30 protein-coding genes, 1 pseudogene and 1 riboswitch are annotated in these 19,177 nt (G+C 44.9%); of the genes and pseudogenes, 4 read left to right on the forward strand and 27 right to left on the reverse strand.

Annotated features, from left to right (window positions below; all coding sequences use genetic code 11):
* Window positions 1–3: 3 nt before the first annotated feature.
* The 6 genes from ACXABW_RS18760 to ACXABW_RS18785 all read right to left on the reverse strand — a co-directional run bounded on the left by ACXABW_RS18760 (window position 4) and on the right by ACXABW_RS18785 (window position 3,398).
* Window positions 4–516, reverse strand: coding sequence for a GNAT family N-acetyltransferase (locus tag ACXABW_RS18760; protein ID WP_457526934.1), 513 nt, complete (start codon window positions 514–516; stop codon window positions 4–6).
* Entirely contained in the window at window positions 516–1,247 is a 732-nt protein-coding gene (locus ACXABW_RS18765; protein ID WP_457526936.1) for an SDR family oxidoreductase, read from the reverse strand. Before ACXABW_RS18765 ends, ACXABW_RS18760 begins: the two co-directional genes overlap by 1 nt.
* An 11-nt stretch (window positions 1,248–1,258) precedes the next feature.
* Window positions 1,259–1,654 (reverse strand): GFA family protein, encoded by a 396-nt coding sequence (locus ACXABW_RS18770; protein ID WP_252034111.1) that lies wholly within the window; start codon window positions 1,652–1,654, stop codon window positions 1,259–1,261.
* A 41-nt stretch (window positions 1,655–1,695) separates the two neighbouring features.
* A complete protein-coding gene (locus tag ACXABW_RS18775) occupies window positions 1,696–2,334 on the reverse strand; it encodes an alanine--tRNA ligase-related protein (protein ID WP_457526938.1) in 639 nt (212 codons plus the stop codon).
* An 82-nt stretch (window positions 2,335–2,416) separates the two neighbouring features.
* Window positions 2,417–2,830 (reverse strand): GFA family protein, encoded by a 414-nt coding sequence (locus ACXABW_RS18780; RefSeq protein ID WP_252031675.1) that lies wholly within the window; start codon window positions 2,828–2,830, stop codon window positions 2,417–2,419.
* 163 nt (window positions 2,831–2,993) lie between these two features.
* The gene (locus ACXABW_RS18785; protein ID WP_457526940.1) at window positions 2,994–3,398 is read right to left on the reverse strand and encodes a DUF1801 domain-containing protein; all 405 of its coding nucleotides are present in this window, start codon (window positions 3,396–3,398) and stop codon (window positions 2,994–2,996) included.
* Between the two features lie 136 nt (window positions 3,399–3,534).
* Here ACXABW_RS18785 and ACXABW_RS18790 point away from each other — a divergent pair, with 136 nt between their 5' ends.
* Window positions 3,535–4,332: a nucleotidyltransferase domain-containing protein gene (locus ACXABW_RS18790; RefSeq protein WP_457527145.1), complete on the forward strand. Its 798-nt coding sequence runs from the start codon at window positions 3,535–3,537 to the stop codon at window positions 4,330–4,332.
* A gap of 47 nt (window positions 4,333–4,379) precedes the next feature.
* Here the strand turns inward: ACXABW_RS18790 and ACXABW_RS18795 are convergent, their stop codons facing one another.
* A complete protein-coding gene (locus ACXABW_RS18795; protein WP_457526942.1) occupies window positions 4,380–4,784 on the reverse strand; it encodes a GFA family protein in 405 nt (134 codons plus the stop codon).
* A gap of 244 nt (window positions 4,785–5,028) precedes the next feature.
* Here ACXABW_RS18795 and ACXABW_RS18800 point away from each other — a divergent pair, with 244 nt between their 5' ends.
* Window positions 5,029–5,448: a BLUF domain-containing protein gene (locus ACXABW_RS18800; protein ID WP_457526944.1), complete on the forward strand. Its 420-nt coding sequence runs from the start codon at window positions 5,029–5,031 to the stop codon at window positions 5,446–5,448.
* 6 nt (window positions 5,449–5,454) lie between these two features.
* Here ACXABW_RS18800 and ACXABW_RS18805 read toward each other — a convergent pair.
* The 18 genes and pseudogenes from ACXABW_RS18805 to ACXABW_RS18890 form a co-directional block, all read right to left on the reverse strand.
* Window positions 5,455–6,051: pseudogene (locus ACXABW_RS18805) on the reverse strand (class I SAM-dependent methyltransferase).
* 6 nt (window positions 6,052–6,057) lie between these two features.
* Window positions 6,058–6,540 carry a GNAT family N-acetyltransferase gene (locus ACXABW_RS18810; protein WP_265687002.1) on the reverse strand — a complete coding sequence of 161 codons (483 nt, stop codon included), beginning with the start codon at window positions 6,538–6,540 and terminating at the stop codon, window positions 6,058–6,060.
* The gene (locus ACXABW_RS18815; RefSeq protein WP_457526946.1) at window positions 6,537–7,058 is read right to left on the reverse strand and encodes an HAD family hydrolase; all 522 of its coding nucleotides are present in this window, start codon (window positions 7,056–7,058) and stop codon (window positions 6,537–6,539) included. Before ACXABW_RS18815 ends, ACXABW_RS18810 begins: the two co-directional genes overlap by 4 nt.
* 25 nt (window positions 7,059–7,083) lie before the next feature.
* The gene (locus ACXABW_RS18820; protein ID WP_457526948.1) at window positions 7,084–7,461 is read right to left on the reverse strand and encodes a hypothetical protein; all 378 of its coding nucleotides are present in this window, start codon (window positions 7,459–7,461) and stop codon (window positions 7,084–7,086) included.
* Window positions 7,462–7,479: 18 nt separating this feature from the next.
* Window positions 7,480–7,953, reverse strand: a complete 474-nt coding sequence (locus tag ACXABW_RS18825) for a GNAT family N-acetyltransferase (protein WP_457526950.1) — start codon at window positions 7,951–7,953, stop codon at window positions 7,480–7,482.
* A gap of 33 nt (window positions 7,954–7,986) precedes the next feature.
* Window positions 7,987–8,301 (reverse strand): heavy metal-binding domain-containing protein, encoded by a 315-nt coding sequence (locus ACXABW_RS18830; RefSeq protein WP_252031696.1) that lies wholly within the window; start codon window positions 8,299–8,301, stop codon window positions 7,987–7,989.
* Window positions 8,302–8,625: 324 nt separating this feature from the next.
* Complete coding sequence (locus ACXABW_RS18835; protein WP_265686998.1) at window positions 8,626–9,057, reverse strand: GNAT family N-acetyltransferase; 432 nt, start codon at window positions 9,055–9,057, stop codon at window positions 8,626–8,628.
* A gap of 103 nt (window positions 9,058–9,160) precedes the next feature.
* Entirely contained in the window at window positions 9,161–9,523 is a 363-nt protein-coding gene (locus tag ACXABW_RS18840; protein WP_457526952.1) for a RidA family protein, read from the reverse strand.
* 125 nt (window positions 9,524–9,648) lie between these two features.
* Complete coding sequence (locus ACXABW_RS18845; RefSeq protein ID WP_457526954.1) at window positions 9,649–9,963, reverse strand: cupin domain-containing protein; 315 nt, start codon at window positions 9,961–9,963, stop codon at window positions 9,649–9,651.
* Window positions 9,964–10,040: 77 nt separating this feature from the next.
* Window positions 10,041–10,295 (reverse strand): Rho-binding antiterminator, encoded by a 255-nt coding sequence (locus tag ACXABW_RS18850; RefSeq protein WP_457526956.1) that lies wholly within the window; start codon window positions 10,293–10,295, stop codon window positions 10,041–10,043.
* A 16-nt stretch (window positions 10,296–10,311) separates the two neighbouring features.
* Complete coding sequence (locus ACXABW_RS18855; protein ID WP_457526958.1) at window positions 10,312–10,764, reverse strand: GNAT family N-acetyltransferase; 453 nt, start codon at window positions 10,762–10,764, stop codon at window positions 10,312–10,314.
* A 33-nt stretch (window positions 10,765–10,797) separates the two neighbouring features.
* A complete protein-coding gene (locus ACXABW_RS18860) occupies window positions 10,798–11,397 on the reverse strand; it encodes a sugar O-acetyltransferase (protein ID WP_457526960.1) in 600 nt (199 codons plus the stop codon).
* Window positions 11,398–11,431: 34 nt separating this feature from the next.
* On the reverse strand, window positions 11,432–11,929 hold the full coding sequence (locus ACXABW_RS18865) for a GNAT family N-acetyltransferase (RefSeq protein WP_457526962.1): 498 nt from the start codon (window positions 11,927–11,929) through the stop codon (window positions 11,432–11,434).
* A 78-nt stretch (window positions 11,930–12,007) separates the two neighbouring features.
* Window positions 12,008–12,232 carry a DUF7661 family protein gene (locus tag ACXABW_RS18870; RefSeq protein WP_457526964.1) on the reverse strand — a complete coding sequence of 75 codons (225 nt, stop codon included), beginning with the start codon at window positions 12,230–12,232 and terminating at the stop codon, window positions 12,008–12,010.
* Window positions 12,233–12,239: 7 nt separating this feature from the next.
* Window positions 12,240–12,578, reverse strand: coding sequence for a hypothetical protein (locus tag ACXABW_RS18875; RefSeq protein ID WP_457526966.1), 339 nt, complete (start codon window positions 12,576–12,578; stop codon window positions 12,240–12,242).
* A 23-nt stretch (window positions 12,579–12,601) separates the two neighbouring features.
* Window positions 12,602–12,937: a 5-carboxymethyl-2-hydroxymuconate Delta-isomerase gene (locus ACXABW_RS18880; protein WP_457526967.1), complete on the reverse strand. Its 336-nt coding sequence runs from the start codon at window positions 12,935–12,937 to the stop codon at window positions 12,602–12,604.
* Window positions 12,938–12,966: 29 nt separating this feature from the next.
* Window positions 12,967–13,395 carry a VOC family protein gene (locus tag ACXABW_RS18885; protein WP_457526969.1) on the reverse strand — a complete coding sequence of 143 codons (429 nt, stop codon included), beginning with the start codon at window positions 13,393–13,395 and terminating at the stop codon, window positions 12,967–12,969.
* Between the two features lie 22 nt (window positions 13,396–13,417).
* Window positions 13,418–14,077 (reverse strand): hypothetical protein, encoded by a 660-nt coding sequence (locus tag ACXABW_RS18890; protein WP_457526971.1) that lies wholly within the window; start codon window positions 14,075–14,077, stop codon window positions 13,418–13,420.
* Window positions 14,078–14,155: 78 nt separating this feature from the next.
* Between ACXABW_RS18890 and ACXABW_RS18895 the strand changes: the two genes are divergently transcribed.
* Window positions 14,156–14,728: a hypothetical protein gene (locus ACXABW_RS18895; RefSeq protein WP_457526973.1), complete on the forward strand. Its 573-nt coding sequence runs from the start codon at window positions 14,156–14,158 to the stop codon at window positions 14,726–14,728.
* Here the strand turns inward: ACXABW_RS18895 and ACXABW_RS18900 are convergent.
* Window positions 14,725–15,699: a GGGtGRT protein gene (locus ACXABW_RS18900; RefSeq protein WP_457526974.1), complete on the reverse strand. Its 975-nt coding sequence runs from the start codon at window positions 15,697–15,699 to the stop codon at window positions 14,725–14,727. The genes ACXABW_RS18895 and ACXABW_RS18900 overlap by 4 nt on opposite strands.
* Window positions 15,700–15,713: 14 nt before the next feature.
* Window positions 15,714–16,406 (reverse strand): iron-sulfur cluster assembly scaffold protein, encoded by a 693-nt coding sequence (locus tag ACXABW_RS18905; RefSeq protein ID WP_457526976.1) that lies wholly within the window; start codon window positions 16,404–16,406, stop codon window positions 15,714–15,716.
* Between the two features lie 108 nt (window positions 16,407–16,514).
* Window positions 16,515–16,579, reverse strand: a riboswitch (Fluoride riboswitch).
* 183 nt (window positions 16,580–16,762) lie between these two features.
* On the opposite strand from ACXABW_RS18905, the gene ACXABW_RS18910 reads away from it, so the two are divergent.
* On the forward strand, window positions 16,763–19,132 hold the full coding sequence (locus ACXABW_RS18910) for a putative bifunctional diguanylate cyclase/phosphodiesterase (protein WP_457526978.1): 2,370 nt from the start codon (window positions 16,763–16,765) through the stop codon (window positions 19,130–19,132).
* Window positions 19,133–19,177 lie beyond the last annotated feature (45 nt).

Raw genomic sequence — 19,177 nt, forward strand, 5'->3', positions numbered from 1 at the left:
GTTCTATAGTTGAATCCAGTACCTTGCCAAAGGTCCGGCAAACACTTTACCCGTGACAACATTCTCAAATACGCCGCCATTGGCTTCAATGACTCTTCTGCTCGCCACATTGCCTTCATCAGCAGTAATCAGTACTCGCTCTAGTCCTAGTGCTTTTGCTTGTGCTAACACTAAGCCCAACATGGTTTTGCCATACCCTTTGCGACGATAAGAAGGCGCAACATCGTAACCAATATGCCCTGCTTCTTGTGCCAGAAATTCATTATCAATGTTATGGCGAATTCGGATAGCACCAAGGATTTGCTGCTCGTTGGTCAGCCAAAAATGACTGCAAGGCACATAGCCGTGGCGTAAGTTGACACCATTCGCTTCGTCACATAACCGCTGAACATACTGTTGGAAGTCATCCAGACCTTGCCGATAATAATCTGCGTTATCAGGGTCTAAGCGAGCGAAGTCAAGATAGAAACGGCTAAACGCTTGTTGCCAATCCTTATTCGGTACAACAAGCTCCATTAACGACCACCTGCGATATCAATGAAAGACCCCGTTACGTAGGAGGCTTGTTCTGACAACAGCCACGCGATAGATTCTGCAACTTCTTCCGGAGTTCCACCTCTCTTTAAAGGAATATTTTCAGCCAAGCGCTCTACGCGGTTGGGTTCTCCTCCATCGGCGTGCATGTCGGTATGGATAAAGCCTGGCCTTACTCCATTAACACGAATATTGTCCGCTGCTAGCTCGAGAGACAGCCCTTTGGTCAATGAATCCATCGCGCCTTTTGAGGCCGCATAGTCCACGTATTCAAACGGCGCACCAGTACGACTTGCGGCCGACGAAACATTTACTATGGCACGCTTGGTGCCCGTTTGATTGATAAAAGCTTTACAGCAAAGGAAGCAACTCAATACATTGGTTTGCATGATTTGGTTAAAGCGTTCAGCGCTGATGTCAGCAAGACGAGACTGAGTAAACAACCGCCCTGCATTATTCACTAGGTGCGAGACTACGCCGTAACGTCGATTCACTTCCTCGAACATCGCGTGCACTTGTTGTTCATTAGAAACATCCGCTTGGAAGGCAAATGCTTCACCACCTGAGCGTTTGATTTCATCAACCAGAGCCAAAGCAGGCTGTTGGCTTTGACGATAGTTGATGCACACCGCATAACCCTGACGGGCAAGGAGCTTAGATGTCGCCGCACCTATGCCGCGGCTCCCACCTGTTATTATGACAACTTTATCCACTATGATTCCTTCTACTTTCGATCCGCTGGATGGTTTACACCATCATTGGTGACGACGTCACCGAGTTCAAAAGGGTTAACGCCTTCCAAACAGCCAACATTAAAGCCATATTCATTTGGCTGAGAGCGGCGTTGATGATGAGTATAAATACCACAGTTTGAACAGAAATAGTGCTTCGCTGTATTGGTGTTAAATTGATATAGCTTTAAGGCATCGCTACCTTTTAGGATTTTAATACCGTCTAGATCTACCGACGCCACGATGGCACCCTTTCTTCTGCAAATCGAGCAGTCACATCGACGTGGTTTCTCTATCCCATTAGGTAAAGTAAGCTCTAACTCCACTGAACCACAGTGACACGTCGCTTTATGTTTCAATCGTATTTCTGTGTTACCGACTTGCTTAATCATGCTCTACTCCTTTGCTCTCGATGCTCGCGAATCACTTGTTAGGCCAGCGTAATTTCTACTCGCTCTTTGCCTTTCCCTACGTTTTTACGCTTCAGTTTTATTGCCCCAACTTCCCCAGTGCGCTTTAAGTGAGTACCACCACAAGGGACTTTGGCGAAACCATTGACTTGCCAGTAGCGACGCTCACTGCTGACGTCAGAAAATGCGCTTTCGATATTGGCATTGCCGTCAATTATCGCCTGCGCTTGTTCCTGAATATCCGGTAAAAGTGTGTTGATGTTTTCCGGCCAAACAAAATCAATCCTGCTTTTATCCGCTGAAATATGCGCTCCCACTTTGTCTATTTGTGGGTAGTTCTGGGTAAAGATCTCGAGAACAACCTCAGCAGCAAAATGAAGCTTCATTAATGCATAGCGCCTAGGCCAATCAATGTTGGTTTCTACTTGATCACCGACGTCAAAACGAGGACGCTCTGCCAAGGTATAAACGATTTGTTTGCCTTGCTTCGTCGCTTTCACCACTGAAATACCACCAATTGTCCCGGCATCACTTTCCTGCCCTCCAGATTCAGCGTAGAAAATGGTTTCTTGCAAGGTGATATCGCAGCCTTCGACCGATGAGACAATCGAGGATAATTCGGTTTGATAAGGGTTAACCCAAAAAACTTTGCTGGTCATTATGGCTCCCTGCCAACAGAAAAATAGTGCGCCTCTATTAGGCAGAGACGCACCTTAAATATGACTAGATTGAATGGTTAGGCTATGGCTGTTTAGGAAAGGTTTTTACCCCTTCAGGAATATCTACCCAGCTTAACTTTTCACTGACCCATACATGAGCTTGTGGTTCAAACAGGCTGGCATCTTCCAAATGAACGGGCTTGAGCTTTAATTTGAGGGTAGACATATCATCTGGGTTGTAATGATAGACTCTATTTCCACACTCAGGACAGAATGCTGCGCAGTTCTTGTTACCGCTTTCAGCCATTCTCTGCCACTCTTTTAGCTCCCCAGTGAACTCAATACTGTCTGTGGCCACAATGGCCGTCACACTGTATGGGCTGGTTGCCAGCTTTTGACACTCCGTACAATGACAAGCGATGACCATTTTCGGTTCAGCTTTTAGCTGGTAGCTCACCTGCCCACATTGGCAAGCACCTTGAATTGGGTATTCCATAGTGTTCTTTCCTTGTAAGCAATAGTCAGTGGCGTCCGTAGAGCTTCATTGCTCTATAAACTGCCAAGCAATACTCAATGTACCAGCGAATAATAGAATGCCAACTTTCTAAATTGATTGCTGAATCTTGGTCACTTTTCTGTTTTGAGGCTAAGGCCGGATATTAAGCGCCTAACATCGGCAGATATTTACGCTTGTGATACGTCAGGGCAAGCTCAATACAGTGGCTGAGTTCAGTGCTAGAAAGTGGTTCAGAAGAGTGGAACTCAAGAGCTCTATTGCCGTGATAAGTACACAAGTTGGGGTACAGTTCTCGGAATGTGTCCACAAGCTTAGTCTGACAATGAAAATAAACAAAAAAACTTTCTGGTGAAGACACTTTGCAATCCATTCGTATCGGACTACCTCCCGCGACTGAAAAGCTAATCTCACCCCATTTAAGAGACTCTTCTATCGGCCCCAGATGGTTTTGCTCAGCAATAGAGCTAATAAGACGTCGTAACTCTTTTGCCCTACTTCGCCCTTGTGGTGGTAGCTGGTCGAATCTATCTTGAACATCCTTATTCATGATTGTTTCTCCTTTAATTGAAATTCACGGATAGATCCGTCATATTGTAATGCTGCGTTAATTTTACCGCACTAACTGCACCATGCAGTTTTCATCATCGAATTCGATATAAAGGTAAAATATGATTTATCCCGCTATCCAATACCCAGCAACTCTTCCAGAAGCTCATAAAGCGCTTCTCACTCAAATTATCGACACATTGTCGCGTGACACTCGCATTGTCGGTATCGGGGCGAGTGGCTCTTATGCTTCCGACGCCATGGACAAATACAGTGACCTCGACTTAGTCATTGCCGTTGAGCCAAGCCACTTTGAAGCCATTATGGGCGAACGCTTTGAAATCATCGACCAAATCGACGGGAAAGTCGCTTCATTTACTGGTGAACACGTTGGTGAGCCAAGGCTAGTCATCGCGCTTTACGCTCCACATTCAATCCACGTGGACTACAAGTTCGTTGCCTTACCCGATGCTGCAACACGAGTCGACGATACTCAAGTGCTATGGGAAAGAGAACGGCAGTTGTCGCAGATATTTGAAAGCTCAACCCACCAGTACCCACAACCCGACCCACAATGGATTGAAGACCGATTCTGGATTTGGCTGCATTACGGCGCCGCTAAAATCGCTCGTGGTGAATACTTTGAAGCGATGGAGTTTCTCTCGTTTTTGCGCAGCGTTGTTTTGTCACCACTAGCGTTAAAGCAACAACAACTTACGCCGTCTGGGGTCAGAAAAATTGAAACGCGCCTACCAGAGTTTTCCGAGCAGCTTAAGCTCACCGTTGCTCAACCGGAAAAACAATCACTCATCGACGCTTTTGAGAAAAGCATTGAGCTTTACCTATCACTGCGCGAAAAAGAGAGTGTAGTAATCAATCCAGCTGCTCAATCACTGTGTATTGATTACTTCAAAGCAGAGCTCAAGCAACAATAGATGCTCCAGTCAGGGGAGAATTGGCTCCCCTGAACGTTCAGGGCTCTCTACTGAGGGAAGCCCGGCAGTTTCTCTACGCTTAAACCCGCTTTGTGCCAATCCGCTTGCTCAGTACAGAAAATTTGGGCATCTGGCGTTTTCGACGGCTCTTGATCTAAGCTCCCAGCAGGTACAATCAAAAACTTACCGCTTTTATTCACATACGGCATCCCAGAACCACATTGAGAACAAAACGCTCGAGCAAATGCCCTTTCTGGGTGCTCATATCTCTGCAACAAACTTTGCCCAGTTTTCCACGTAATGTTGTCTGGCAAGGTAAACAAATTCGATGCATGAGCCGACCCTGTGAGCTTCCGACATTGATCGCAATGGCAGAAGAAGAATCGTTTAAAATCATCTTCCACTTCAAAACTCACCGCTCCACAACAGCAGCTTCCAGATAGTTTACTCATCACTCCTCCCTGTTTTGTGTTTATGCCACCGGCGATTGTTCGCTGATCTCGGCCTTTCGTTAACAAACCCACTATCACTGCTTATTTGATGACACCGCAAGGTGAAATCCTACAAACGTGAACTCAACACCATTTATTCTTGTAAATAGCGAACTTTTGAAAAGAGCCCTAATTTAGACTGCCAAATAGAAAATTAGGAAACTTGTTTTATATTTAATTAAGGAGTTTTGAATTGGAGAGCACAATGAGCTTAGTCCGACTTATCTATGTGAGTAAAATTACCAATCAGTTTGCCCTTTCGAGCTTAGAAGACATCCTTCAGATCGCGCGCAAAAACAATGAAAAAAACAACATCACCGGAATGTTATGCTTCAATCGGAATTTCTTTTTACAAAGTATTGAAGGAACGAGAGATAGAGTAAATGCTACTTACCACAAGATCCTCAATGACGAACGGCATCACAATGCCATTATCTTGGAATACAGCGAGATAAGTGCTCGCGACTTCGCTGATTGGTCGATGGGTTACGTTCCGAGCTCAAGCCTTACCGCACCATTAAATCTACAGTTTTCCGGAACCACAGAATTTGACCCATATTCACTATCAGGACAAAGTGCTTACCAGATTTTGCTGAAGCTAAAAGGGACACTACCAAATATATAAGAGGATTTAACGACGCTTGATTGCCATCACCGAAAACGTATGCCAACGTTTTTGCTTGCCAATAGCGGTGGTGCCAATCTCGTTGCGTTGGTTAAACGAGGCAATTTCAAAACGGTCAAAAAGGCTCAATACTTGTTGCTCCGTCAAAGGGGTAGTAGGTGTTCGATAATGGGATGCTCAGCTATCCTCGCCCCCCATAAAATCACCAGAAAACACGCCTCCAACTTCAAGGCTTGCTACTAATTTCTGCCACGTTTTTTCAAATCGACTTGGGTCTGCAAAATATAAACTCGAGTGCGCTAAGATAAGCCCAGCATTCGGGTAGTCATAGTCTTCAAAAGTAGCTTGGGTGATGTCGACTAACGCACTTTGATTGAATCGCTCTCGACAAAGCGCTACTGCATCTTGGTTACAATCAAAACCATGGACTTGTAAGCCTTGTTCGACCAAATAAGCAATATCACTTCCTGTTCCACAACCACAATCTAGCGCTACATTAGAAACCGTTTCACGTAACGAAATTGCTTTCTCAGTTCTCGGAGAATGTTTACGAGTTAATGCCTTTTGATAGTATTGGCGCCATATATCCGAGTGTACTTTGATGTCCATTTAACCTTTTACCTCAGAGCATCCTCGCTTTTCCATAACGAAGTTGGTCAGGCGCTGCCCTCTTACTTCAATTATTTGCTCTCGGACTACTGAGAACCCTAGCCGCAAATAAAAGGGCTTGGCAGTGAGGCTAACTTCAGAGTACAGCCGTTCTATTCCTCGAATTTCAGCCTGTTCAAAAACATGATTCATCAACGCTTTACCAATACCGATACCTTGGTACTGGTGATGGCAAAAGAAGTGGTCGATCAAACCGCAGTCTTGCAGGTCAGTGTATCCGACAATGACATCATCTAACTCTGCAACAAACGGCTGCAGCGCATCCATTTTCTTTTGCCAAACTGCAGGTTCAAACCCATCAGGAGCCCATGCCTCCACCTGCTTATCGGTGTAATCTTGTCTGTTAACTTCTCGAACAGTCTGATAAAAAAGCTGCCACAAAGCTGGAGCATCGGAGGGCTGGTAAGGTCTAATCGTGATCATGACTTAGCCTCATTGAGGTCAGGAAGCAATTCCATCAAATGATGAACCTGATAAGCGCCTTTGCTTTCAAGATTGTAGGTCTCTGCATAGTGAGGTAGTGAAGAGTCACTTGAGCTAGGGTTAAACCAAATCGCAGAAATACCCGCTTCAATAGCAGGCGTAATATCTTTTTCCAAGGTATCCCCAACCATTATCACTTGGTTAGCTTCTACGTTTAGTCTCTCGACAATCGCTCGATAAAATTCAGCTGAACCCTTCAAGATGCCAAGGTTCTGCTTACAAAAATAACCAGCAATATACTCAGACAATCCAACACGTTCAAAAGCACGTTGAATATCTTGTTCGCTCGATTCCACCGCGCTGGTCGCGATAAACACCTGATTGGTTTTCGATAACTCAGACAACATTTGGTCAGCGCCATCTACCGCTTCCACCTTGGGCCAATCGCACATTTTCCCTGGGAGCGGAAAATCCACCATTAGAGTGTTGCCCCAATCGAACAGGTATACTTTTGCCATTGTTCCTCCTTGCCTGGCAATTGTGCTAGTACGGTAACTCGTCAGCTGAAACACCAACATAATCTGGCTCAACTGGCTGAGTGAAACGAACTGCTTTAATCGTCTCACTCCCTAGCATCACAGCTTTACATACACGGTGCATTCCATCCATCACTCTTCCCTGATGGCATAGGATTATCGGATACGACAAATCCGCGTTTTGGATCAGCGCAGCATGTTCTGCAATGTTTCTACACGTTGGTTTAGCGCCACCCAGTTCATACCAGAACTCTTGATCCAATTCGGTTATTTCATCAAGGGCTATTTCTGTTACTGGTAAGCTTTTGGACAGCTCAATAAGACGGAAGACATCCCAAGACTGAAGCCCCAACTCTGATGGGCGAAAATGATATTGCTGACGCATAGTTTCTCTCTACTCTTATTAGTCGTCCGATACCAACCAAACCATAATTTGAGTCTCGACTCCGTTATGTATTGCATTGTGGAGTATCGTGAAACCGTATTTTTTGTATAAATCGATGTTGTGCTGCTCGCATTGAAGATACAAACGCTCAATGCCGAGTTGGCGGACATGCTGCTTGGCTTTTTCAATCAATGCGGCGGCATACCCCTTACCTCTACCTTGCTCGGCAACATAGACACCTCCCAGCCAATGTTCATACTCTGGGTAATCGACATGTTCACGAATTTTGAGTTCAGCAACCGCGACTAGCTGCTGATCATCATGCGCGACCAGTGCTAAGGGAAAGGCCTCTACGTTTTGTGCTTTTTGAGTGACTTTTTCCAACACTCTATCAATAGTAATGTTCGGAACGGTATAGCCCCACTCATCGAAATACCATCGGGCAATTTTTTCACATTCATGGGGGTGCTGTGCTAAATAGGTTATGTCCATTTTTTCCCTTTTATCGCAGATGAGTATATGACGCTACTTGAGCCTTACCGCCGTTCCATAGGCCATGACTTCAGAGGCACCATCGGTGATCGCACTTGTCGTGAACCTCACTCCAACCACCGCATTAGCGCCAAGTTGCCTAGCCTCATCAAGCAACCTTTCCACTGCTTTGCTACGGGCTTCTGTTAACATTTCTGTGTAACCTTTGAGCTCTCCGCCGACAATGCCTTTTAGGTTCGCCATAATATCTCGACCTACATGCTTTGACTGCACAACGTTGCCAGTAACAACGCCAAGCACAATATCAATTTCGGCGCCCGCTATCGTTTCAGTGGTAGTGTAAATCATCCTGATCTCCTAAAAGTTGCTATTATCATTACCGTAAGCGCTCACCTCGAAAGTTTCGCGCAGATAAGTGCATAGGCTATGGGTTATAGAACATACTGCCATAGCCTGAGTTTGAAACAACAATCAACTGTAGGTTATTGTTTGAATAAGTGTTTCTTTAACCCATTTGTACTAAATTTTATGCATTAAAGAGTTATGTTTTATGTGTTGAAGACCTATGTTTTATGTATTGAACAAAGAGTTTTTTAAAGCCAGAAACGGAAATGCCCAAGGTTATTAGCCTTGGGCATTTCTTCTAACTGTTTGGGTAACGACTAACCGAGCTTATAAAGCCATATGCAGAATTGGGAATGGTTTTCCCATATCATCAACGGGTGAACGTGAAACAACGTGAAAGCCCATATGCTGATAGAAACCAACCGCTTGAGGGTTTTGCTCATTTACATCAACTTTCGTTGCATTCAATGACTCTAACGCATGTTGCAATAACGTTTTTCCCACTCCTTGACCGCGAATTTCATCAAGCACAAACAGCATTTCAATTTTAGCTTCGTGGACTCCCACAAAACCTACAATGCTTCCGCTTTCAGCTCTGACACACTTCAACGTTACAGCAGGGAATGCCTGCTCAATAATGATAGGTTTAAAAAACTCAATATCTTCATCAGTGATAAAGTCATGAGTGGCTCGGACCGAGTTTTCCCAAACATTCAACATTTCTGCGTAATCCTTGGGAAGCACATTTTCAACAATCATAGTAAAGACTCTCTAAAAAGACTGGGAGATATGTGCAGCCGCGACGCAAGCTTAGCAAACCATTCAAACTAGGTAAATGTGGATTAATCTTATTAAATTGGCGTTACAGGTACTTCTCTCCTGCCGCTGCCACAAACGCCATTTCCACTAATAAGTCTGGGTTAACAAGCTCGGCTTTTACGCATGCTCGACTTGGTGCGCAGCCTTTAGGAAACCATTTGTCCCACACACGATTCAAGGCATCAAAATTCGCAAAATCGGTTAAGTAAATGGTAACCGAAAGGATACGAGATTTATCGCTATCGACTAATTCAAGCATAGACTCTGCTTGCTCAAAAATTTGTTCAATTTGGCTCTCAATACCTGCTGAGGTATCGGATTCTGCCACTTCTACAAAATGAGCGATGCCATTAAAAACGGTGACATCGCACCAACGTTCACAAGGGTTAATTCTATGAATTTTCACGGTTTACTTCGCCAACTAAAGGAAAAGCTCAGTGTACCAAGCCACCTAGATCGTGCAAAACAGTAAATTGTGTTCGGGCATGTCTAACGCAGCAAGCAAAGTAGCGCATGTGTCTTGAGTTCTTGTTATTTGTAGAACACTGCTAGCCACACTGTAATTTCATCTTTCGCTGTCCCAGCGACTTTATGCTTTTCCCGAGCTTTAATATTGATATGGTCACCAGAATTAAGCGTCACTGTTCGGCCACCTTCAAACTCAATGATGCCTTGACCCTGCAAAACGATAACCCATTCATTTTCGTCTTGATCGTACCAACCCGAATCTGGAGAACTTTGACCGTGAGATAATATGCGCTCGATTCTCACGTTATCTGTCGCGACAAGATCCTCAAATATTTCTTCAGGTAAGTTGCCGGGTAAATTGGAGAATACATTGCTCATAGTGTTCCTAGCTCTTTGATTTGTTTATTGTTTATTGTTTATTGTTTATTGTTTATTGTTTAGCTACTTTCAGGCATTTAGCCCTGTGCTCCAAACACCACCTGACTGAAATGTGGGTTATCGGTTAAAACATCCAGTTTCACAATATCATCCAGTACAACCAATCGAACTGAGCCAGACTCATTAACTTCGATGCATTCTTGCTTCTCTTGATTACGTTTTGTATCCAGCGCAACACACTCGATTTTCTCACCGGATTGACATGTTAAGAGAATTGGATAGCGGTAAAGACAGACAATCTCAATGTAGTCATAATCACTGCAACTAATCATGCCTTCCTCCTACAGTTCAAGGTTCAAGATGTAAATACAGCCTCAACATGTCTTTATGTTGGATACCATTTTCGTAAATAGGGTCTGGGTAGTTATCCAAGAAATGATCTTTTACTACCGTTCCAACTCGAAAACCTAATCGTTGATAATAAGTCAACTGATAGCCAAACGTGCCAGTACCAAGCTCTACTGTCTGCACTCCCTTCTTAGCAAGGTGACTCAAGGTAAATTGCATCAACACACTACCAACGCCTTGCTTTTGAAACTCAGGAGAAACAGAAACATTAAACACTTCAGCGGTGTTTTGCCTAGTCATCTTCACAATGCAAGCCGCAATAACCTGCTGCTTGGATTTCGCAACAAAACACCAACCACCGTCAAGGTAACTTAATATTGATTGCTCTGAAGGGTCTGCTTCTAGTAGCAACGACATTGGAACTTGGCTGGAGTCGGTTTCTAAATATTCCATTGTTTATTCCCCATATTAGCAACGCACCAAGCGCTATAACTCAATGCGGCGATCTTTATAGTAATACTCTTTATCGTGTTCGCTGATCTCACGGAGCACTCGACACGGGTTGCCAACCGCTACCACATTAGCTGGAATATCTTTGGTCACAATACTGCCAGCTCCAATCACAGTGTTTTCACCAATTGTAATGCCTGGTAACACTACCGAATTTGCCCCAATCCAAACATTACTACCAATCGTCACAGGGATGTTGAACTGTGCCACCTTTCGGCGTAACTCAGGGTCAATTGGGTGACCCGCTGTTGCTATGGTTACATTTGGCCCAATCATGACTGAGTCGCCGATATAGATATCGGTATCGTCCACCAAAGTTAGGTTAAAATTGGCATAAACGTTGTTACCGAGATGCGTATTGATCCCCCAGTTCGCCTGAAGAGGAGGCTCGATATAGCAGTTTTCTCCAACCTCGGCGAATAGCTTTTGCATGATCTCGTTGCGCTTGTCTCCCTCACTAGGCCGAGTATGGTTAAAGTCATAGAGGACTTCCAAACATTGGGTTTGTTGGTTGATTAACTCTTCATCATCGCAGAAATAGACTTTCTGACTATGTACTTTGGTTTTAATATCCATACTGGTTTACCTAAAAAGAAAAATAACGAACAGACTACGAAAGATGATCGGGGCGAATTCTCGACATTAAATACATATCGACATATCGACCCGCTTTAAATGTGCTTAAACGTTTAGTCCCTTCAACTTCAAAGCCAGTCGCTAAATACAGAGCTTTAGCCACCTCGTTGTCAGCATGCACTTCTAATTCTATACGGACTAGATTAAGCCAATTATCAGCTTGATTGATGATTTCTTTTATCAGCGCTTTGCCAATACCTTTACCGTGAGAGTCAGGATGAATCGCGATTGCCAAGCCTGCGCTATGCTTATCGCGCACTTTGTGAGACATAAAAAGAGTCACGTGGCCAACCACTTTATCGCCACATTGAGCCACTAAAGTGTAGTTGTTCGGGTTGTCGAATAACCCCGCAACGTAGTCGGAGCTTAAGAAAGGTTTTTGCGATGTGTTAGCGGTGACAGATGTAAAGCGGTATAACTCAGCTAAATCGTGATTATCTGACAGTTCTAAGTGTCTAATTTTCAAATCCAAAACATGCCTCAGAGAATTCCATTTTTCTTTACTATGCATGTTTTAAGCGTGAATCTCTATGACGTTTTACTTAAGCCGTTAATCATGCCCCAATTGCTCGACTGTTGGATGACGCTGTGTTGCCATTTCATGATAAATATCATCGAGATAACGACCTAATTCATCACTAGATAATTCCGCAGGGATCGCGACGTCATAAACTCTCGTTCGCATCCCAACATCTGATTCTAGGTACAGCTCCCACGCCTCATCTTTACGAACAACGACCATTGGTTTACCAAACACGTTAAATCGATATTTCATACACCCCCTACCACTCGACTGGTTTGCCACTTTCCACCACTAGCCCGGATTCTATGACAGACGTAACAACAATGATGTGGTCCACGCTTACACCAAGAGTCTCAGATAATGTATTGGCCAAGCCAAGTTGAATAGCCTTCACCGATGATATTGACCAGAGCGAAGGCAAAATTAACTGTGCAACGACCGCGTAGGGCTTGCCGGATTGAGCTTCGGCTTGAACAAAGTTGATTGTCATTTCGTCTGCATTCGTTCCCGCAAGCTCCGCCCAGCATCGAGTAAAACCGCTAAGGTTACAATCAGATAACTCCACACTTGGTGAAACCGTACAATGGGCTATCGGCATTACAGCCTCCTCGCTCTATATCATCAAACGATTTGCTTCGTGTAACTGGCTCTGTCGATATCGACCACTTCAACCGTTAGCGAAGCATCCGCTAAACCCAACTCAAGCAGCTGCTTAAGGATACATTGAGAGAGCAAACACTTATCCGCTTCGCTTCGCCCAGAGAGTATCTTAGCCGAGACATGAACAAACTCTTGTTTACGCCCACCCGATTGATAGCTCTGATAAACCAAGCTGCGAACCTTAATATCACTGCCGTCGGGCGCGAATAGTTTTGAAGCCATAGCCCCCTTAAACACCAATTGGTTCAAAGCGTTGCTATCAATAGAAGGAGAATGTTCAATAATACAGTGTGGCAATGTCGATCCTTTGGTTTTGTCGTTGTTGATCAATCGATGACAAGGCTGCCATCGTCATTAAACTCCCAACAGTCACCATATGCGATTTCCCACAGGTGGCCATCGGGATCAGAGAAGTAACCACTGTAACCGCCCCAAAATACATCTTGTGCTGGTTTTACAATCGTTCCACCAGCGCGTTCCGCCATTGCTAAGATTTCATCTACCTCAGCTTGACTACGAGTATTGTGGGCAAGCGTTACACCAGAGAACTGGCTTCGATTAGGAGAGAGGTGTGGCGAAACATCGTCCGCCAACGCTTGATTTGGGTACAGTGCTAAACAAACGCCACCTGTTTTAAAGAAAATGATGCCATCTTCTGGGGTTTTGGAACTTTCAAACCCCAGCGTTGAATAGAACTTAAATGCAACTTCGAGGCTTTCTACCCCTAATGTGATGATACTGACTCTTGGTTCCATGGAGATATCCTTTCTGGCGAGACTATTTATAGAATATCTCACCCGAGTGAACATCCAAGTATATTTTGTTCGCTTGCTTCATTCCGCCGCAATAAACGAAATACACGTCACGTTCACTGTAGCGCACTGAACGTACCCAGCCACCTAGCTCTTCAAAATCCAATGGCGAACATGTCCCTTCATCGATTAGCTGGCCTGTAGTCTCAATAAACTTATCTTGAAACATTTTGAAGTCGTCTGAATTTTCAACGTACCCCATAAGGGTTTTGGTCCGTTCTGCTTTAGTGATAACTGGCTTTTCTTCAACCAATGCATCCATTGGAACCCACTCTGCCACCTCATCCCCACCTTCTTCGTAGACGTAGTACACCGAGATTCGTCCCCACCCTTCTTTCTTTTCCAGAATGGTTAGCTTATCTCCACGGTATAAAACACTTTCAACAAACGCATCATAGTCTGGGTATTCTCGCACACCCAACTTGGGCGGGCTGACATAGTATTCAGTCACTTCCGGTTTAGGGGCTTCCTCTTCCTCAACCATTACCGGGGCTTCTTCTTCCTCTTCAGGCATTGGCTCAGGTGCCATAACTTCGTTTTCTGGTTTCCACACAAACAAGTAGTAACCTGCTCCTGCTCCGGCAAGCCCTAAAACGAGTAATAAAACCATCAGCACTTTCTTCATGCTTGTCGGGGTTCCTATATTGGGTAGTTGCATCAATGCGACCTATACTCAAGTCAGGTCACACTTTTAGTTGTTCTTATGCGATGGCGCACAGTTTCTTTAACTATAACGGCAATTATACTCATCACTTTATCGAGTTTGGTAAAAAGTGCCCATTGCCAAGAAGAACAATGGAATAAAGCTCTAATCAAACAGCAGGCGCTCGACTCTTGGTATAACCAGCAAGCCCGTTGGTTTAACAGTGCCTTACTGGTCTTTCATCAGCAAGTATTCCTGCATAAAGAGTTTAGCAAGACCGAATTAACATCCCTTTGGCACCCGAGCAAACAAGGTTTTCAAGACAAAATGGATCAGCAGATTGTTGCTTCCTCTCAGGCTAGCCTGTTGCTGGATGAACAGATAGAAAAGCTAGGCCAAGGCCAACTTCAGATTGAGGAAATGCAGTCGATGTGGAGTGCGATGAGTGTGCACTGCGATATTGCCGACCTGAAAGTGAATGCACTTTCCAGTGCGAGGTATGTGATAACCAACCAAGAACTGCAACAAGAGCTCACTTTACTTATAAGGAAAGTGAGCTTCTTGAAAAACACCTATTCGGCAGAAGCTCAGGTGTTGCGGGACACTAAAGCACGAGCCAAGTCAGTGCCTTAGTGCGTTGTGTGTTGCTCCACCGCCACCGCTAACGCTACCGTGGCCCCGACCATTGGATTGTTACCCATGCCAATGAAGCCCATCATCGCTACATGAGCCGGAACCGAAGAGCTGCCAGCAAACTGAGCGTCGGCATGCATTCTACCCATAGTATCTGTTAGTCCGTAAGAAGCTGGGCCTGCCGCAACGTTGTCTGGGTGTAATGTACGCCCAGTACCACCACCTGAAGCCACAGAGAAATACGCTTTCTGTTGCTGAGTTCGCTCAAGCTTATAAGTACCAGCTACCGGATGTTGGAAACGAGTTGGGTTGGTTGAGTTACCCGTGATACTCACATCGACTTGCTCGCGATGCATAATCGCGACACCTTCACGAACATCATCTGCGCCGTAACAGAGAATCTCTCCGCGCTCCCCTTGTGAGAAGCGTTTACGACTCACTTCATGTAACTCCCCTGTTTGGTAATCGAACTCTGTGCGCACATAGGTAAACCCGTTAATACGCGAGATAAGATAGGCAGCATCTTTACCTAACCCATTGAGGATCACTTTGAGTGGTGAACGGCGAGACTTATTGGCGTTCAATGCAATTTTGATTGCACCTTCAGCAGCGGCAAAGGATTCATGCCCAGCCAAGAAAGCAAAACACTGAGTGTCTTCATTCAATAGGCGAGCGGCCAACGCACCATGGCCTAAACCGACTTTACGCTGCTCTGCCACACTGCCTGGTTTGCAAAATGCCTGTAACCCTTCACCAATCGCTAGCGCCGCACTCTCTGCACTGTCAGTGTGGCGATACAAAGCCATCGCAGTGCCCAGTGTGTATGCATCGCAAGCGTTATCGAACGCAATAGGCTGGGTTTCTATCACCATTTGTTTCGCATCGATACCGTGAGATAAACAGTACTGATGGGCTTCTTGGATAGATGATAGGTTCATGTCTTTTAGTAATTGAATAACGTGATTGTTCATGGCGAAACCTCGGCTTATGCGTGACGTGGGTTGATAGTAGAGACTGCTTCATCGAAACGGCCATAAGTACCTGTGGCTTCTAGCATGGCTTGTTCAGCTGCTACGCCTTGTTCGATAGAAGCCATCATCTTGCCTAAGTTAAGGTATTGGTAGCCAATGATTTCCTTGTCTTCATCGAGCGCGAGTTTGGTGACGTAACCTTCTGCCAATTCCATATAACGAGCACCTTTTGCGCGTGTTGAGTAACTGGTCCCCACTTGACTGCGCTGAGTTTTGCCTAAGTCTTCCATTGCCGCTCCAATCTCCAATCCGCCTTCAGAAAACGCCGACTGAGTACGACCATATACAAACTGCAAAAATATCTCGCGCATCGCTACATTTATCGCATCACACACCAAGTCGGTGTTTAAGGCTTCTAGAATGGTTTTTCCCGTTAAGATTTCTGCGGCCATTGCAGCTGAGTGGGTCATACCAGAGCAGCCTACCGTTTCGATGAGCGCTTCCTCGATGACACCATCTTTAACGTTTAATGTGAGTTTTGCTGCGCCTTGCTGTGGTGCACATGAACCAACGCCATGGCTTAAACCAGATATCGCGATGACATCGGTTGGACGGATCATTCGGCCTTCAACGGGAATCGGTGCAGAAGGATGCAAATCGCCACGTTGAATCGGGCACATGGATTGAATATCAGAAGAATATTGCATGTTGTTTTCCTTGGTTAAGGAAAACAAGTGTGAAGTGGCACGATACCTACAGAAGCTCATGGAGACACGTAGAACGCGCCCCTCATACCAACAGTTACACCTGTTTTCGATTCTGTAGGAGTCATCAGCCAATATGGCGGTTAAGTAGGTGGAACCCCATCACCTGTGGCAACAATTGTAGATCTACATCACATTTAGATGCAACGAGCAAGTTAGAGCGTTTTTACATAAAACCGCACGCCGTAATGCTCAATTGAATATATAAGGTTAAATTATTATTGATAACAATTACCATTTGCATTCATATAAAAAATCATTAACATCCCGATATCGTTCTTTAAGTGATATACGGTCTAGTGAAATTACCTCTGCGCTCTAGAAACTCTATTTTCATTTGGTTGATTGGTATCATCGTCGCGTTAGGAAGCTTTCAAACCGTACAGTATTATGAATCTAGGAGGCACAGCGATCAGCTACAGGCCCAGTTTGATTCTAAGTTTCGCTCCCTTGAGCAATCATTAGGCTCGATAGAAAACCTGCTTTATTCGACACGCTCGTTTCTCCTAAACGCCAACTCCCCCAGCCAACAACAATTTGAGCAGTACTTAACGCAGCGCACGGGAATCGGCTCCATTGTTCATTCAGTTCTTTGGCTTCCGACCATTCCTGCGTCACAAGTTGAACAATTGAGAAAGTCCGCAAAAGACAATGGTTTTCTTGCCTACAGCCTCTCTCCAAGCCTAGAGGAACAACCACAGTGCGACCAAGTCATGCCCGATACCACATTTCCGGTTCTGTATGTGTCGTCTATCTTTGAGGCCAGCGATTACTTGGGAATACGTTTTGATACGCATCCTAGCGATGCTAAAGCAATGAATTTGGCTTACCAAAATAACGCAGCGACAGTCTCGACAATCAGCATGGATGGCCAAGATGCAGCAAGAGTCTTCCTACCCGTAATTCAAAATGATCGTCTTCAGGGCTTTGTCGCGGCCAATATCATTTTGCACGAATTACTAGGCGTCACTTGGAGTGAACAAATTAACTCCAACAAGTTAAATATCACGGTTCGCGCTAAAGAGACTCAACACACTCTGTTTCAATCCCACCTCAATATTAAACTGAGTGATTCCGAGCTTTTTGAGCAGATATTTTCTATGTCAAAGCTCGCACCGATTCCACTACTCAATCAACAATGGTGGTTCGAGATTTCCATGGTAGACCGTTCTGGATCCATTGTTCTTTACGGTGGCTCAGCGGTGTTTTTAGTATTGTTACTCACCGTTGTTGCCTCACTGGCAGAAAATTTTTACCGAACCCGCCTACAAGTTTCAGATCAAGTCATTCAAGAAAAAACCCATACGCTAGCGCTTCAAGCACTGCAAGATAACCTGACGGGTATGTACAACCGACAAGCTCTCAATAACGAAGTCGATCAACGCCTGACTCAGCTGCGCACAGACCAAATCAGAGGCTTTTCGATTCTATTTATCGACCTTGATCGTTTTAAACTCATCAACGATTCAATGGGACACCTGCTTGGCGATGAAGTGCTGATTCAAGTTGCTCAGCGTCTTAGCAATAACTGCCGCAATGGCGATCTGTGCTTTCGATTTGGCGGCGATGAATTTGTGATTTGTTTACCAGAACAAATCGATTCCCAAGCACTTAGCCAAATTAGCCACCGCTATGCTTCAGTATTATCCCTGCCATACTTGGTTCAAGATCAGCGTTGCCATATCGGAGCGAGTATTGGTATCTCTGTGGTAACAGACCACCAGCAGAATCTCGCCAGCATATTGCGTGAAGCCGATACCGCGATGTACCACGCCAAGAACTCGACTCAAGACAAGGTGATGTTTTTCCACGATGGGATGTTTAAACGAGCAAAACAAAGATTCGAACTAGAGCAAGACCTAGCCGTTGCCATCGACCTCAACCAACTCAGTATTGTCTATCAGCCCATTTACGCTACCGATACGGATCGGGTCACTGGCTTTGAAGCCTTACTTAGATGGAATCATCCAGAAAAGGGCATGATCTCTCCAGACGAGTTCATTCCTATGGCTGAAGAAACCGGACTTATCATTAAAGTGGGCGACTGGGTGTTAAAAAAGACCTGCCAAACCTTAAATAAGCTATGGAAAAGCAACCAGCTAGAACTGCTACCACGCTTTAATATTAATGTGTCGGCCAAGCAGTTTGAATCAGAGCATATCTACCACAGCTTACTCACCATGTTAGATCAGTATGACTTCCCGGCTCGTTTCATTGGTATTGAAATCACAGAATCTTTACTGCTCAGCCACGCAGAATCCAGCCGGCAAGTACTCGACAAGATTAAAGCGCTAGGCTGCGTAATCTACTTAGATGATTTTGGAACCGGTTACTCCTCACTTTCAGTACTCAACGATTATCCTGTTGACGTAGTCAAAGTTGATCGAAGCTTTGTTCAAGGGATTGCGAGAGGCAACAGCACCGCCGATAACTTATGCAAAGCCATCATCGATATGTCTCACACCATCGACATGGCGGTCGTCGCAGAAGGGGTTGAAAGCCATGAACAACTGGCTCAGTTAGCAGAGTATGGCTGTAACTATGTGCAAGGGTATTTAAAGTCTAAGCCAGTCTCCGCTTGTCAGTTGCTGCCTGTTATTCACGGCGCTCATAGCCGCCAGCCCGTTCAGTGTAAGCAGCAGCCGAAAGCCAAAAAACAAATAGCCTGAGCATCGTGCTCAGGCTATTGGCTGTTATACGTTATTGACTACTCA

It is taken from the genome of Vibrio paucivorans, assembly GCF_054053395.1.